Raw genomic sequence first — 13,364 nt, 5'->3', positions numbered from 1 at the left:
CTTCCGCTTGTCTGGTGTTCAAAACTCTGTTTTGCGCCCGGCCTAGCATGGTGTTTCCGGCCCATAAAGGTTAAGAGGTCCGGAATCGGTACGGCGAGGGCCCTGCATCTGTTGCAATCCCGGCGTTCCCCACTATATTCCGGCGGCTTGAAAGCTGGGGCGGCATACGAGGTCGTGCCGTAATCGTTGAGGAGTTTTATATGTTTTTTAGTCAAGCTTTTGCCCAGGACGCATCGGGCGGCGCATCGGGCTTCGGTTCCGGCCTTGAAATGCTTTTCCTGTTTGCGCCGCTTATGGTCGTCTGGTACTTTTTCCTCATCCGCCCGCAGCGCGCGCAGATGAAGAAGCGCCAGGAAACGCTGACCAGCATTCGCCGTGGCGATCAGGTCGTTCTTGGCGGCGGCATCGTTGGCAAGGTGACCAAGGTCATTGACGACAATGAACTCGAAGTCGAAATCGCCGAAGGCGTGAAAATCCGTGCTGCCCGCGCTTATATTGCCGAAGTGCGTGTGAAGGGCGAAGTGGTCAAGACGGAAGCCGCTTCCTGATCCTGCCGGACAACCGGACGCCCGATTGCGAATTTTGACGGGTTGCGCTGTCCGTGCAACCCCAACCCTGACCGAGATCGAAATGCTTCATTTTTCCCGTTGGAAAACAGTCTTCATCTGGCTGCTTGTGCTGGCAAGCGTCTTCATCGCCTCTCCCAACCTGTTTTCGGAAAAGCAGCTGGAGAGCATGCCTGCCTGGTACAAGGACAACAAGGTAACGCTCGGTCTCGACCTTCAGGGCGGCTCGCACATCATGCTCAAGATCGAGCGTTCCGACATCGTCAAGGAACGGCTTGAGACGATCGTCGGCGATGTGCGCACACAGCTTCGCGACGCCAACATCCGCTATTCGGGGCTCACCGGTAACGGCCAGCAAATTCAGGTTCGCATCAGCGATCCCGCGCAGATGGAAGCCGCCAAGACTGCACTTCGTGATCTGACGCAGCCGGTGTCTGCCGGAACGCTGGTCGGCGGTTCCATTACAGAAGTGACGATGAATGACGGCGGCGACAGTCTGCTGCGTCTCAACCTGACGGATGAGGGCATCGATTACCGTCTGTCATCGGCCGTTTCGCAGTCGATCGAAGTCGTGCGCCGCCGCGTTGACGAAGTCGGCACGACCGAGCCGCTCATCCAGCGGCAGGGTTCCGACCGCATCATCGTGCAGGTGCCGGGTCTTCAGGATCCGCAGCGCCTGAAATCGCTCCTCAACCAGACTGCAAAGCTGTCCTTCCGCATGGTAGACACGACCATGCCGGCGCAGGAGGCCATGAACGGCCGTCCGCCCGCAACCTCGGAAGTTCTCTACTCGCAGGACGATCCGCCGGTTCCCTATCTGGTGGAGCGTCGCGCACTCGTGTCCGGCGACAATCTCGTCGATGCACAGGCAAGCTTCAACCAGCAGACCAACGAACCCGTCGTCACCTTCCGCTTCGACAGCCGCGGCGCGCAGCGCTTTGCGCAGGCGACGCAGCAGAATGTCGGCAAGCCTTTCGCCATTGTGCTCGACAATCAGGTTATTTCCGCGCCTGTCATCCGCGAGCCCATCATCGGCGGTTCGGGACAGATTTCCGGTAGTTTCTCGGTGCAGGGTGCGAATGATCTCGCGGTTCTGCTGCGAGCCGGTGCACTGCCGGCCACGCTAACGGTCGTTGAAGAACGCACCGTCGGTCCGAGCCTCGGTAACGACTCCATCACCGCCGGCCTTACGGCCAGCGCCATCGGCGCCGTTGGCGTCCTCATCTTCATGTTCGTCTTCTACGGCTTCTTCGGCCTGCTGGCGAATATCGCGCTTATCGTCAACGTCGTAATGTTGATCGCGGTGTTGAGCGTCATCGGGTCGACGCTCACCTTGCCCGGTATCGCCGGTATCGTCTTGACGATCGGTATGGCGGTGGATTCCAACGTTCTGATCTATGAGCGAATACGCGAAGAGGTGAAGAGCGGCAAACCGCTGATCCAGGCGCTGGATAATGGTTTTACACGCGCCTTTGCGACCATCATCGACGCCAACCTGACGACGCTGATCGTGGCGAGCGTGCTGTTCTACATGGGCACTGGTCCGGTCAAGGGCTTCGCCGTCACGCTTGCGGTCGGTATCATCACCACCGTGTTCACGGCCTATACGCTGACGGCCTGGATGTTCGGCTACTGGGTTCGCCGCAGCCGTCCGAAGCACCTGCCGAAGGGTGTACGCACGGCCATGTTCGATGGTCGCGATATTCCCTTCATGCGTTATCGCCGCGTGGTTTTCATGATCACCGGTGTGATCATGCTCGCCTGCGTCGGCGGTTTCGTCGCCAAGGGTCTGAACCTCGGCATCGATTTCCAGGGTGGCTCGGTCATCGAAGTGCGCGCCAAGCAGGGTGAGGCAGATCTTGCTGACATCCGCGAGCGTCTGAACCAGCTCAACCTCGGTGAAATCCAGGCTCAGAACTTCGGCTCGCCGCAGGATGTGCTCATCCGCATTCAGGCGCAGGACGGCGGCGAAAATGCCGAGCAGTCGGCCATCACGCTGGTTCGCGGCGAACTTGAGGACAAATACGACTTCCGTCGCGTGGAAGTCGTTGGTCCGGCCGTCTCCGGTGACCTGACCGTTACTTCCACGATCGGTGTCCTGCTCGCCATGGCGGCGATCATGGTCTACATCTGGGTTCGCTTCGAGTGGCAGTTTGCACTCGGTGCGGTCATCTCGATGGTGCATGACGTGGTCTTCACCATCGGCCTTTTCGTCTTCCTGGGTATAGAGTTCAACCTGACCAGTATCGCGGCGATCCTGACGATCATCGGTTATTCGCTGAACGACACTGTCGTCATCTACGACCGTGTCCGTGAAAACCTCCGGCGATACAAGAAGATGCCGCTTTCGATGATCATCGACGTATCGCTGAACCAGACCCTGTCGCGCACGATCCTTACCGGCCTGACCGTGCTTCTGGCACTGCTGGCACTGTATCTCTTCGGTGGCGAGGTCATCCGTTCCTTCACCTTCGCCATGTTGTTCGGCGTCGGTATCGGCGTGTTCTCCTCGGTCTATATCGCGGCTCCGGTGCTGATCGCCTTCAAGCTGCGTCCTGACAGCAAGGATGCGGAAGACGAAAAGGACGACAAGAAAGAAAACAACACCGGCGCCATTGGCGGCAAGCCTGCCGTCTGATGGCCGGCGGGATCGAAATACGCCCGGCCCACTTTCCCGGCCGGGCGCCCCTCGATGCTTATGGCAATGGCGGCTTCCGCTTTGCCGACATGTCGCATCGCGGCTCTCTTCTGCTTTTGCCCTCGGGCATTTACGGGTGGGAACCCATTGATGCGAAAGAATTGACCGTCGAGCATTTCGAAAAGGTTCTGGCGGAAGCGCAGGATATCGAAGTGCTGCTGATCGGCACGGGTGACGGCATGCGGGTCCTGCCGAAAGAATTGCGTGCGGCTTTTAAGGAGGCTGGCATTTCGATCGATCCGATGAGCACGGGTGCCGCGGTCCGGACCTATAATATCATGCTTTCGGAATCGCGCGCCGTAGCCGCGGCGCTGATTGCCGTCGAAGGCTGAGGGCGTTTCGCGCGCGGGGAACCATGGAACCCACAGAAAATCTCGACGTCTGCCTCGCGACGCTGCGCGACACCGATCGTGACCGTTATCTCGCCTGCCTTTTGTCGCCTGCCGACAAGCGCAATGCTCTGGCTGCCCTTTACGCCTTCAACGCCGAAATCGCCCGTATCCGCGATTCCGTGCGCGAGGCGCTGCCAGGTGAGGTGCGTATGCAATGGTGGCGTGACCTTGTCGACGGCAATCCGCACGGTGACAGCCAGTCTCATCCGGTGGCCGCAGCGCTCCTGACGACGATCGAACACTATCGCCTGCCGCGCCCGGTGCTCGGCAATATGATCGAGGCGCGTATCTTCGATCTCTATGACGATCTGTTCGAGGATCGCAATGCGCTGGAGGGGTATGCCGGCGAAACCGCCTCGGCCCTGATCCAGCTCGCAAGCCTCGTGCTTTCCGCTGAAGATGCCGCTCATAGCGCGGAAGCGGCGGGACATGCGGGCGTGGCCCAGGCGATGGCCGGCATGCTGCTGCTCATGCCGCTTCACCGGCGTCGCGGACAGGTCTATATTCCCGCCGACATGCTGGCCGCGGCTGGTCTTGATCGTGAAACCTTTGTTGCAGGTCAGGACAGGCAGCGTATCGGCATCGCAGTTGAAATTTTCGCTGCCCATGCGCTCGATCATATCGAGAAGGCAAGACGCGCGACGATCTCGAAAAACCTCTTTGCCGCCTATCTGCCCGTCGCTTTGTCCGGCCCGGTCATCGCTGCCGCCAGGAAGGCGGGGGCAGGGGTGTTCGACGGCGATCTGCAATTGTCGCAGCTTCGCCGGCAATGGTTGCTTGCGAAGGCCTCTTTCCTCAAGCGTTTCTGATCACAGGGCGCCTGTCACCAGGAGCCACACTTCACGCAAGCCTCGAGCTTTATGAACCCAGATTGGGTTCGTGTCGTTTCGAGTCGCGAATCGAAGGGTTTCGGTACTGAGGGAGCGTCCCGGATGAATTTGGCGATCTGGATTATCGTTTTCGTGCTGCTTTCGGTCTTTGCCGTTTATGCCTGGCGCATGTCACGGGCGACCGAAGACGACAGCAGCCATGATGTGGGGCAGGCGATCATGGATTTCGCCCGTGCCTTTCCCAGTGAGGCGATCAGAAGCCTGCATATGACGGCGGATGGCGGCGCGGCTTTCGTGCGGCTGCATGATAACAAGGCCGGTTTCATGCGCAATATGGGGTCCCACTATGTCTGTGTGATGATCGATCCCGAGCGCATCCGGGTCGAGAGCCTGGAAACCGGCGATGGTTTCGTCGTCACCTTCTTCGACATGCCGAAATATAGCGGCTCATACCGCTTCAAATCTCCCGGAGAGGCGGCCGAGGTTTCGCTGTGGCTGCTTGGCAGCCTTGTGGAGGCGCAGGATCATCACGATGAAGGGCCGCTGCCCTCAGGCGCCTGATCCCGCCTGCGTCATTGCCCGTCAAGCGGCGGGGTTGAGGCGGGCTGCTGGCGCTCGCGCCAGATGATGAACAGGCCGGATGCGACGATGATGAGGATGCCGAGCCATTTCGATGGGGTGGGGAAGTCCGAAAACAGCGCATAGCCGAGAATCGTCGCCGAGATGATCTCGAAATACTGGAATGGCGCCAACAAAGACAGCGGTGCCAGCCGGAAGGCCCTGACGATCAGCAGGTGCATGTAGCCGGATAACGATCCCAGCAGAACCAGCAGGACAAGCGCAAAAGCGGATTGGGGAAGCGAGACAGCGAAGTCCTTGTCTCCCAGCGCATCGCCGGCAAAAAGTGCTGCCGCCATGAACAGCGTGCCGGCGATTCCGGACATGGTCTGCATGACAAGCGGGCTGTCGGCATCACCAATGGCGCGGTTCAGGAACAGATAAAGCGTATAGAAAAAGGCGCAGGCGACCGGCAGGAGCGAGGTCCAGCCGAAGATTTCGAAACTCGGCTGGATGACGATCAGCGCGCCGCCGAAACCCACCACGATCGCTGTCCAGCGCTTCCAGCCCACCTTGTCGCCGAGAAAGAGGGCAGACATCATCGTCAGCATGAAAGGCTCGACGAAATAGATCGCGAAGACATCGGCAAGCGGCATGTATTTGACGGCGGCGAAGAACATCAGGCTGGCGGACGCATGCAGCACGCCGCGCAGGCAGTTCATCCATGGCCTTTTGGCGCTGAAAAGCGCCCCGGGTGACACCACCAGCAGCAGCGGCAGGGTGCACAGGACCTGAAAAAAGAATCGGTAGAAAGTCACCTGCGCCGGCGACATGCCGCCGCTCACTGCCATGTATTTTGCGATCGCATCCATGACCGGCAGCACCAGCATGCAGCCCGCCATGATGGTCATGCCCTTGGCGATGTCGTTGAAACCGGTCTGGCTGGTCATGGGTCAGGCTACGCTTTCGACCAGTAGGTCTAACGGGAGGGGACGTCCGCAAGGCCGCCCCCTTCCAAAGGTCAGGCGGCCTTCTGGCGCGGCAGGCTCTTCATATCAATGACGAAACGATAACGCACATCGCTTTTTATCATGCGTTCATAAGCGTCATTGATCTGATCGATATCGATCATCTCGATTTCGGCGGCGATGCCTTTTTCGGCGCAGAAATCCAGCATCTCCTGGGTCTCGGGAATACCGCCGATCATCGAGCCGGCAAAGGTCTTGCGTCCGGGGATGAGGCTGAAGGCCATCACCGAAAGTGGCTTTTCCGGCGCGCCCACCTGCACCAGCGCGCCATCGCGTTTCAGCAGCGCCAGATAGGCGTCGATGTCGTGGTCGGCGGCGACAGCATCGATGATGAGATCGAGGCTTGAGGTAGCCTTCTTCATCTGCTCCGCATCGCGGGAGATGATCACCTCGTGTGCGCCGAGTTTTTTGGCATCCTCCGCCTTGCCGGGCGAGGTGGTGATCATCACGACAGTCGCACCCATGGCATTGGCGAGCTTGACGGCCATATGGCCGAGGCCGCCCAGACCGACGACGCCGACGCGTTTGCCGGGGCCGGCATTCCAGTGGCGCAGCGGCGAGTAGGTGGTGATACCAGCGCAGAGCAGCGGTGCTGCTGCCGCCGGATCGAGCCCTTCGGGAATATTGAGCACATAGCGGTCATCCACCACCACATGGGCGGAATAGCCGCCAAGCGTATGCGCGCCGCCGCCCATCGCCTTGTCAGGGGAGTTATAGGTGCCGGTCATGCCGTTTTCGCAATATTGCTCCAGCCCTTCGGCGCAGCTTGCGCATTCGCGGCAGCTATCGACGATACAGCCGACACCGACGCGGTCACCCGTCTTGAACCGGGTAACTTGCGCGCCCACCCGACCGACACGGCCGACGATTTCGTGGCCGGGGACGCAAGGGTAGAGGGAGCCCGGCCATTCGCTGCGGGCCGTATGGATGTCCGAGTGGCAGACGCCACAGAATTCTATCTCGATTTCGACATCGCGCGGACCGGGATCGCGGCGCCTGATGGTCGCGAGCTTCATCGGCGAAGAGCCGTCATCGCAGGCATAGGCGGACGTTGTGAACATGGTCGTTCCTCCTCTTGTGGTGATCGATGCATCAAACACCGGCCTGCGACAAAGGTTGCGGTGGGATCAGCCGCCTGCGCCGGTTTCGGGCACTGCCGGGCCAAAAACCTCCTCAAAGGCCTCGCGCAGCAGAACGTCGACGTCGCCGATCATAACCGGCAATCCAAGATCGACAAGGCTGGTGACGCCATAGGCGCTGATGCCGCAGGGAACGATGCCCGAGAAATGCGAGAGGTCGGGATCCACATTGATCGACAGTCCGTGAAAGCTCACCCATTTGCGCAGACGAATGCCGAGCGCTGCGATCTTGTCCTCTGCCATGCCGCCATCCGGCAAAAGAGGTTTTTCCGGCCGCCTGACCCAGACACCGACGCGATCCTCACGTCGCTCGCCACGGACATTCATCTTGTCGAGCGTGCGGATGATGACATCCTCCAGCGCCGCCACATAGGCGCGCACATCCTGCCGCCGCCGTTTCAGGTCGAGCATGACATAAACAACCCGCTGGCCGGGGCCGTGATAGGTATATTCGCCGCCGCGACCCGTGGCGAAGACGGGAAAACGGTCCGGCTCGATGAGGTCGGCTACATCGGCACTGGTGCCGGCGGTATAAAGCGGAGGATGCTCCAGCAGCCAGACGAGTTCGTCGGCCTCGCCGGCGGCGATAGCGGCCACCTCACGCTCCATCTCCTCGACAGCCTGCCCGTAAGGGACGAGGCCTTCCGAGATTCGCCAGCGAACGGGTGGTGATCCGGCGGCGGGGAACATATTTGTCTCGATATCCGTGCGTGTGAGCATGAAAAAGTCCTTTCCACAGCCTTCTCGCAAAATGGCGACAAGGCCGCAACCCCAGCATTTCCGGGCTTCCTGCATATAGGATGGTGCAGTGCGATTTTTAATTTCAAAAAACTGTCACGACGCTCTTGTGCACCCAAAATCCTTTTGCTACATGCACCCCCGTCGGCGCAAGTCGACGCCTACCACGATGCGGTCGTGGCGGAATTGGTAGACGCGCAGCGTTGAGGTCGCTGTGGGGCAACCCGTGGAAGTTCGAGTCTTCTCGACCGCACCAAAGAAACCCGCTCCGGCGGGTTTTTTCTTTTTTGGCCAATCGGTTAGCTTCCTGCTTCCTGGAAGCGTGCACGCTCGTTGCACTGAACTCCAAGCCACCGTCATGCCGACGAGACATTCTCCGCAACTGTGTCGGGGCGGCAAATCATTGGGATTGCCGCCACCCCGGCCCGTCGTGGGCTAGCGTCGAATAACATTAGGTGACGTGCCGTTTTCATGATGGTTGCCATCGCCAACGCGATAGGGATCGCCGTCCATAACCTGATCCATCCGCCATCCGCTTCCGCGATATGGGCTCTCCCACGTTTGGCATCCCGTGAGAGCGACAGTCACAACCATCAATCCGAGAGCGAGAGTGGTTTGTCGCATATTGACCTCCTTTGAAATTCTTTCGCTCGATTATGTAGGAGCAGGTTTCTGATTTTGCGATATCTCTTCGAAATTTATCGGTGGTCGAACGGCCATGCGGATCAAACCGCGAATAAATTTCGGTGGATATCGATGCACGCTGCAGTAGTCGGACGGTTCCCCCTACAAAAACAAGGGGTGGAATATTAGAGGTCTGATGTTAGCTTTTGTCAGGAAAAAATGTCTGGAGGTTTTCGTGCTGGGGGACAAGACGGATTCAGACAATGCGCTCGGCTATTACATGTGGAGCATTTCCGACAACCGGCTGATCATGGATGCGGTCACCGCGGAATGTCATGGGTTTTCCCAAGAGGTTGCGTCACGCGGGGTGACGATCGAAGAGATTCTCGAGAGAATCGATTTCGAAATGCGCGATCAGGTGGCGCAGGCAATTTTTGAGAGCATCACGACAGGGGTATTTTTCGATCAGCGTTACAAGGTTCATCTGCCTGATGGTTCGAGCCGGTGGATCGTGGCGAAGGGCAGGGCGATTTTCGATGCTGACAATACGCCGTTTCTCGGCATTGGCAGCGTCCGGGATATTACCGTCAAGAAAGCCTTTCAGTTCGAGCCTCGCCAGTAGCGATCAGGCCAGTGACAAATGCGCAAAAAAGGCGGCTTTCGCCGCCTTTCTCGTTTCGCTCCGCCGGGACATCAGAATACGGCGAGATATTTCAATAGCGAAATAATGCCGATGATGATGACGATCACCTGGGCGATCTGTTTTGCGCCGCCGCCGACCGGCAGTCGCGCGATGAGCCACAAGACGAGCACGATCACCAGGAAGGTGATCAGAATGCTGACGAGCGTAGATGTAACCATATGTCCCAGCTCCCTGTATAATAAAGGTTCAACGGTCGTTCACCGTCGTGTGAATAAAAAGCGCCAGACGGTTTTTTGTTCCATACGGTTGGTTGCGCGCGATTAAATTTGGATTCTCTTGATGGTGGATGGTGCAAAAGTGAAATTGAGGCCGGTGGGCGCCAGGGCAAAAGTCGGACGGATTGGCCGGCCGATGATGTCGACGGTGACCGGCGGTGCTCTGGAGATCGTGACCGGTGTCTCGGAGCCGGGCTTCAACCCAATCGATCTTCTTTATTCGTCGCTTGCCGCGTGCCTTGCACTGAGCGCCCGGATTGCTGCAAGCCGGTTGGGGATGCTTGACCGCTTCGAAGGTGTTGCCGTCGACGTGTCAGGGGAAAAATCCGCAGACGAGCCGTATCGTATTCTCCGTTTCGATATCAGGATCGAGATTACGGGCGATTTCGATGAAGCGACCCGCGCCGCAATAGCTCATGCGGCGGAGGATATCTGCACCGTCAGCAACACGCTGAAGGGCAATGCGGAATTTGCACTGTCGACAACCGGCTGACCGTCACGGATTTCGGGATTTTTCCCACTTCTTCACCAGCCGGTCGCGCTTGAGCCTGGAGAGGCGCTTCAGCCAGAAGATACCGTCAAGCTGGTCGATCTCGTGCTGGATACAGATGGCGTGGAAGCCTTCGGCGGTCTCTGTCTGTTCAGCGCCAGTTATATCCTGAAACCTCACCTCGACCGTAGAAGGCCGTTCCACCTCGTCGGTGAAGCCCGGCATCGAGACGCTGCCTTCCACATGCCGGATTGTCTGCGGAGATTGGCTGGTGATTTCAGGATTGATGTAGGTCAGGATGGTTCCCGGCGTCAGTTCAAGCACGAAGACGCGCTGCATCACGCCGATATGGGCCGCTGTGATGCCGACGCCGGGTGCGGCGCGCATCGTGTCGATCAGATCGGTGGCCAGTTCCCGCAGATGATCGTCAAAAGCGGCAACCGGCGCGCAGATCCCGGAAAGACCGGCGTGGGGGTAGGGCAGGATCGGCCTGATTGCCAAGGAATGCTCCTTCGTTTCAAATCCGCGAGGATGAGGCGGCGAGCGCCTGTCCTTCCCCGGTCGCCTCCAGAAAGCTGCGCTGGGTGCGGGCGTCGCGTTTCGTCACCCGCAGGAAGCGGGGCGACAGGCTCGTGATTTCGCGCAGAACGAGGGCATGTGCAAGCCCCAGCCGGTTGGCGATGCTGCGGCTATCGGTTGCGATGTCCTGATGGATCGCAAGCAGGATTGCTGCTCCCGTCACCGTCAGCGCTGGCGAGGATTGCTGGATTTTTTTCACAGCCACCAGAAAAGTCGCTGCGGATCGTTCCTCATCCATCAAGCGGGCATCCGGCTCATCTAGCATCGGCCAGCAGGCGGACCGAAACCAGCACCGATTTTGATGTCGGCGTGAAGCTGCCTTCGCCGTAGCTCGACAGCGGCACCAGCACGTTCAGTTCCGGATAATAACCGCCAACACTGCCGCGCGGGATATTATAGGGCACCAGACGGAAATTCCTGGCGATGCGCTCCACCCCGTCGCCATATTCACTGATGACGTCAACACGCTGACGGGAATGGGCGCCAAGCGCCTCCATATCCGCAGGGTTCATGAAAATGACCTGGCGCTCGCCATAAACACCACGATAGCGGTCATCCATGCCGTAGATCGTGGTGTTGTACTGATCGTGGCTGCGGAAGGTCTGCAGCACGAAAAGATTGTCGCGCGTCAGAGCCTGCTGGTGCTCGGTTTTCTCGGGCAGGGGGCCGCTATAGAAGGTGGCCTTTTTCGCCGGCGTGTTCCATTGCCGTTCGGCAGCGGCGTTGCGCAGATGAAAACCACGGGGAATGCGGATACGTTCGTTGAAATTGTCGAAACCCGGAATAACCCGCTCGATCATGTCGCGGATGAGATCGTAGTCATCGGCGAGCGCCTTCCAGTTCACATTGACATTGCCGAGCGTGGCTTCAGCGATGCCGGCGACGATGGCGACTTCCGAGCGAAGTGCATCCGAGGCTGGCGGATTAATGCCGCCGGAACCATGCACCATGCTCATGGAATCCTCGACGGTGACGATCTGCGACCGGCCGGCCGAATTGCGGTCGATTTCCGTCCGGCCGAGGCAGGGCAGCACGAAGGAGGTTTCGCCCGGCACCAGATGCGAGTGGTTGAGCTTGGTGGCGATGTTGACGGTGAGCTTCTGCTTTTCGAACGCCTTGACGATCAGCGGACTGTCGGGGGTTGCCCGCATGAAATTTCCGCCGAGCGCGATGAAGGTCTGAGCCTTCCCATCCAGCATGGCGGCCACGGCCTCAACGGTATTGTGGCCGGGCTTGCGCGGCATGGGAACGCCGAGTTCTTTTTCCAGCGCGTCGAGAAGCGCCGGCGGTGCTTTTTCGTCGATGCCGACGGTGCGGTCGCCCTGCACGTTGGAATGACCGCGCACCGGGCAGAGGCCGGCGCCGGGACGGCCGACATTGCCCCGCAGCAGCATGAAGTTGGCGATTTCGCGAACGATCAGGACCGAGTGCCGGTGCTGGGTGACGCCCATGGCCCAGGTGGCGATGACGGAGCCGGCATTCATGTAGATGCCGGCTGCTTCTTCGATCTCGGCGCGGGTCAGGCCGGACTGGTCGAGGATGCTCTCCCAGCTCGTTGCATCGACCGCGGCGCGATAGGCTTCGAATTCGGTGGCATGGTCGGCAATGAAGTCATAATCGATAATCGCGGGCTCGCCCGCTGCCCTTGCGGCATCGTCTGCCGCGAAGACCGCCTTGCTCATGCCGCGCACCGCCGCCATGTCGCCGCCCTGGCGCGGCTGGTAATAGTTGGTGGCGATCTTCGTGCTGCTGCCGGTGATCATTTCGATCTTGTCCTGCGGGTCGGCGAAGCGTTCCAGACCCTTTTCCCGGATGGGATTAAAGACGGCGATCCGGGCACCGCGAAGGGCGGCGCGGCGCAGGTCGCCCAGCATGCGGGGGTGGTTGGTGCCGGGATTTTGCCCGATGACAAAAATGGCGTCCGTCTGTTCGAAATCCTCGAGCAGCACCGTGCCCTTGCCGACGCCGATCGATGCATTGAGGCCAACGCCGCTCGCCTCGTGGCACATGTTGGAGCAATCGGGGAAATTATTGGTGCCGTAAAGCCGCACCATCAATTGGTAGAGGAAGGCCGCCTCGTTGGAGGCGCGGCCGGATGTGTAGAATTCGGCCCGGTCGGGGCTGTCGAGGCTGTTGAGGATACGGCCTATCTCGGCAAAGGCATCGTCCCAGGAAACGGGCAGATATGTGTCGCTCGCCCGATCATAGCGCATCGGATGGGTGAGGCGGCCCTGTTTTTCCAGATCATAGTCGGACCAGCTGTGCAGTTCGGAGACCGTGTGGCGGGCGAAAAAATCCGGCGGAACCCGTGCCTCGGTCGCTTCCCATGACACCGCCTTGACGCCGTTTTCGCAGAACTCGAAGGAGGAACCATGTTCGGGGTCACCCCAGGCGCAGCCCGGGCAGTCGAACCCGTCTGGCTGGTTGGTCTTCAAAAGGGTGCGGGCGCCGGAAATCGGCGCCCCGGATTCCAGCAGGCGTTTGCCAACGCTTTTGAGTGCGCCCCAGCCGCCCGCGGCGGTCGACGCCTTGCCTATGAAATCCGTCTTGCTCATGGTTCTTTTTCCCGGAAACTGTCTTCTCGTGCCTGGCTGTCGGCGTTTGCCGTTTGTCAAAAACATCTTCAGAAGCCCCGATCCGGGCCTGCTGTCAATGTCTTAATTGTGCATTGCGGCAGAACCCTTATTCGCTGTTCGACAATTGAAATGGGAACGGCGTAAAGGGGGTGGACGTTGTCGCAAAACAAGCCACAAAGATTGGCTAAACATGCTTGTTGCCGCCGGCTTAGGTCCTCCCGGCGGATA

The 13,364-nt window shown here is 59.5% G+C and carries 14 protein-coding genes and 1 tRNA gene; 8 read left to right on the top strand and 7 right to left on the bottom strand.

The features are described 5' to 3' along the window. Nucleotides 1–200 precede the first annotated feature (200 nt). From yajC to GSF67_RS06320, 5 genes are all read left to right on the top strand, one after another. On the top strand, nt 201–548 hold the full coding sequence (yajC, locus tag GSF67_RS06340; RefSeq protein WP_006316308.1) for a preprotein translocase subunit YajC: 348 nt from the start codon (nt 201–203) through the stop codon (nt 546–548). 82 nt (nt 549–630) lie between these two features. Beyond that, a complete protein-coding gene (secDF, locus tag GSF67_RS06335) occupies nt 631–3,204 on the top strand; it encodes a protein translocase subunit SecDF (protein ID WP_006316307.1) in 2,574 nt (857 codons plus the stop codon). Continuing rightward, nucleotides 3,204–3,596 carry an Mth938-like domain-containing protein gene (locus tag GSF67_RS06330; RefSeq protein ID WP_006316306.1) on the top strand — a complete coding sequence of 131 codons (393 nt, stop codon included), beginning with the start codon at nt 3,204–3,206 and terminating at the stop codon, nt 3,594–3,596. Before secDF ends, GSF67_RS06330 begins: the two co-directional genes overlap by 1 nt. A gap of 23 nt (nt 3,597–3,619) precedes the next feature. Beyond that, nucleotides 3,620–4,465, top strand: a complete 846-nt coding sequence (locus GSF67_RS06325) for a phytoene/squalene synthase family protein (RefSeq protein ID WP_006316305.1) — start codon at nt 3,620–3,622, stop codon at nt 4,463–4,465. Between the two features lie 123 nt (nt 4,466–4,588). Further along, entirely contained in the window at nt 4,589–5,047 is a 459-nt protein-coding gene (locus GSF67_RS06320) for a hypothetical protein (RefSeq protein WP_006316304.1), read from the top strand. A gap of 11 nt (nt 5,048–5,058) precedes the next feature. Here GSF67_RS06320 and GSF67_RS06315 read toward each other — a convergent pair whose 3' ends face one another. From GSF67_RS06315 to lipB, 3 genes are all read right to left on the bottom strand, one after another. After that, entirely contained in the window at nt 5,059–5,994 is a 936-nt protein-coding gene (locus GSF67_RS06315) for a DMT family transporter (RefSeq protein WP_006316303.1), read from the bottom strand. A gap of 71 nt (nt 5,995–6,065) precedes the next feature. Next, nucleotides 6,066–7,133 carry an NAD(P)-dependent alcohol dehydrogenase gene (locus tag GSF67_RS06310; RefSeq protein WP_006316302.1) on the bottom strand — a complete coding sequence of 356 codons (1,068 nt, stop codon included), beginning with the start codon at nt 7,131–7,133 and terminating at the stop codon, nt 6,066–6,068. A 66-nt stretch (nt 7,134–7,199) separates the two neighbouring features. After that, nucleotides 7,200–7,931, bottom strand: a complete 732-nt coding sequence (gene lipB / locus GSF67_RS06305) for a lipoyl(octanoyl) transferase LipB (protein WP_035216775.1) — start codon at nt 7,929–7,931, stop codon at nt 7,200–7,202. Nucleotides 7,932–8,120: 189 nt separating this feature from the next. Here lipB and GSF67_RS06300 point away from each other — a divergent pair. After that, nucleotides 8,121–8,205 (top strand) — tRNA-Leu (locus GSF67_RS06300). A 564-nt stretch (nt 8,206–8,769) separates the two neighbouring features. Beyond that, nucleotides 8,770–9,195: a PAS domain-containing protein gene (locus GSF67_RS06295; protein ID WP_006316300.1), complete on the top strand. Its 426-nt coding sequence runs from the start codon at nt 8,770–8,772 to the stop codon at nt 9,193–9,195. A 71-nt stretch (nt 9,196–9,266) separates the two neighbouring features. Here the strand turns inward: GSF67_RS06295 and GSF67_RS06290 are convergent, their stop codons facing one another. Further along, complete coding sequence (locus GSF67_RS06290) at nt 9,267–9,434, bottom strand: Thivi_2564 family membrane protein (protein WP_003502827.1); 168 nt, start codon at nt 9,432–9,434, stop codon at nt 9,267–9,269. A gap of 121 nt (nt 9,435–9,555) precedes the next feature. On the opposite strand from GSF67_RS06290, the gene GSF67_RS06285 reads away from it, so the two are divergent. Beyond that, nucleotides 9,556–9,984 (top strand): OsmC family protein, encoded by a 429-nt coding sequence (locus GSF67_RS06285; RefSeq protein WP_006316299.1) that lies wholly within the window; start codon nt 9,556–9,558, stop codon nt 9,982–9,984. A 3-nt stretch (nt 9,985–9,987) separates the two neighbouring features. Here the strand turns inward: GSF67_RS06285 and GSF67_RS06280 are convergent, their stop codons facing one another. From GSF67_RS06280 to GSF67_RS06270, 3 genes are read right to left on the bottom strand one after another with little or no spacing between them, the layout of a single operon-like run. After that, complete coding sequence (locus GSF67_RS06280) at nt 9,988–10,482, bottom strand: peptide deformylase (RefSeq protein WP_006316298.1); 495 nt, start codon at nt 10,480–10,482, stop codon at nt 9,988–9,990. A gap of 16 nt (nt 10,483–10,498) precedes the next feature. Further along, on the bottom strand, nt 10,499–10,798 hold the full coding sequence (locus GSF67_RS06275; RefSeq protein WP_035216770.1) for a hypothetical protein: 300 nt from the start codon (nt 10,796–10,798) through the stop codon (nt 10,499–10,501). A 16-nt stretch (nt 10,799–10,814) separates the two neighbouring features. Further along, on the bottom strand, nt 10,815–13,115 hold the full coding sequence (locus GSF67_RS06270; RefSeq protein WP_006316296.1) for an FdhF/YdeP family oxidoreductase: 2,301 nt from the start codon (nt 13,113–13,115) through the stop codon (nt 10,815–10,817). Nucleotides 13,116–13,364: the final 249 nt, after the last annotated feature.

Origin of the sequence: Agrobacterium sp. CGMCC 11546, from assembly GCF_013365515.1 — a bacterium.
GTDB lineage: Bacteria > Pseudomonadota > Alphaproteobacteria > Rhizobiales > Rhizobiaceae > Agrobacterium > Agrobacterium fabrum.
This window is presented reverse-complemented; position numbering and strand designations above follow the sequence as displayed.

Coding starts and splice junctions, on each gene's coding strand:
- GSF67_RS06270 (WP_006316296.1), bottom strand. CDS start 13,115: ATGAGCAAGACGGATTTCATAGGCAAGGCGTCGACCGCCGCGGGCGGC.
- GSF67_RS06275 (WP_035216770.1), bottom strand. CDS start 10,798: ATGGATGAGGAACGATCCGCAGCGACTTTTCTGGTGGCTGTGAAAAAA.
- GSF67_RS06330 (WP_006316306.1), top strand. CDS start 3,204: ATGGCCGGCGGGATCGAAATACGCCCGGCCCACTTTCCCGGCCGGGCG.
- GSF67_RS06325 (WP_006316305.1), top strand. CDS start 3,620: ATGGAACCCACAGAAAATCTCGACGTCTGCCTCGCGACGCTGCGCGAC.
- secDF (WP_006316307.1), top strand. CDS start 631: ATGCTTCATTTTTCCCGTTGGAAAACAGTCTTCATCTGGCTGCTTGTG.
- yajC (WP_006316308.1), top strand. CDS start 201: ATGTTTTTTAGTCAAGCTTTTGCCCAGGACGCATCGGGCGGCGCATCG.
- GSF67_RS06295 (WP_006316300.1), top strand. CDS start 8,770: ATGTTAGCTTTTGTCAGGAAAAAATGTCTGGAGGTTTTCGTGCTGGGG.
- lipB (WP_035216775.1), bottom strand. CDS start 7,931: ATGCTCACACGCACGGATATCGAGACAAATATGTTCCCCGCCGCCGGA.
- GSF67_RS06315 (WP_006316303.1), bottom strand. CDS start 5,994: ATGACCAGCCAGACCGGTTTCAACGACATCGCCAAGGGCATGACCATC.
- GSF67_RS06310 (WP_006316302.1), bottom strand. CDS start 7,133: ATGTTCACAACGTCCGCCTATGCCTGCGATGACGGCTCTTCGCCGATG.
- GSF67_RS06285 (WP_006316299.1), top strand. CDS start 9,556: ATGGTGGATGGTGCAAAAGTGAAATTGAGGCCGGTGGGCGCCAGGGCA.
- GSF67_RS06320 (WP_006316304.1), top strand. CDS start 4,589: ATGAATTTGGCGATCTGGATTATCGTTTTCGTGCTGCTTTCGGTCTTT.
- GSF67_RS06290 (WP_003502827.1), bottom strand. CDS start 9,434: ATGGTTACATCTACGCTCGTCAGCATTCTGATCACCTTCCTGGTGATC.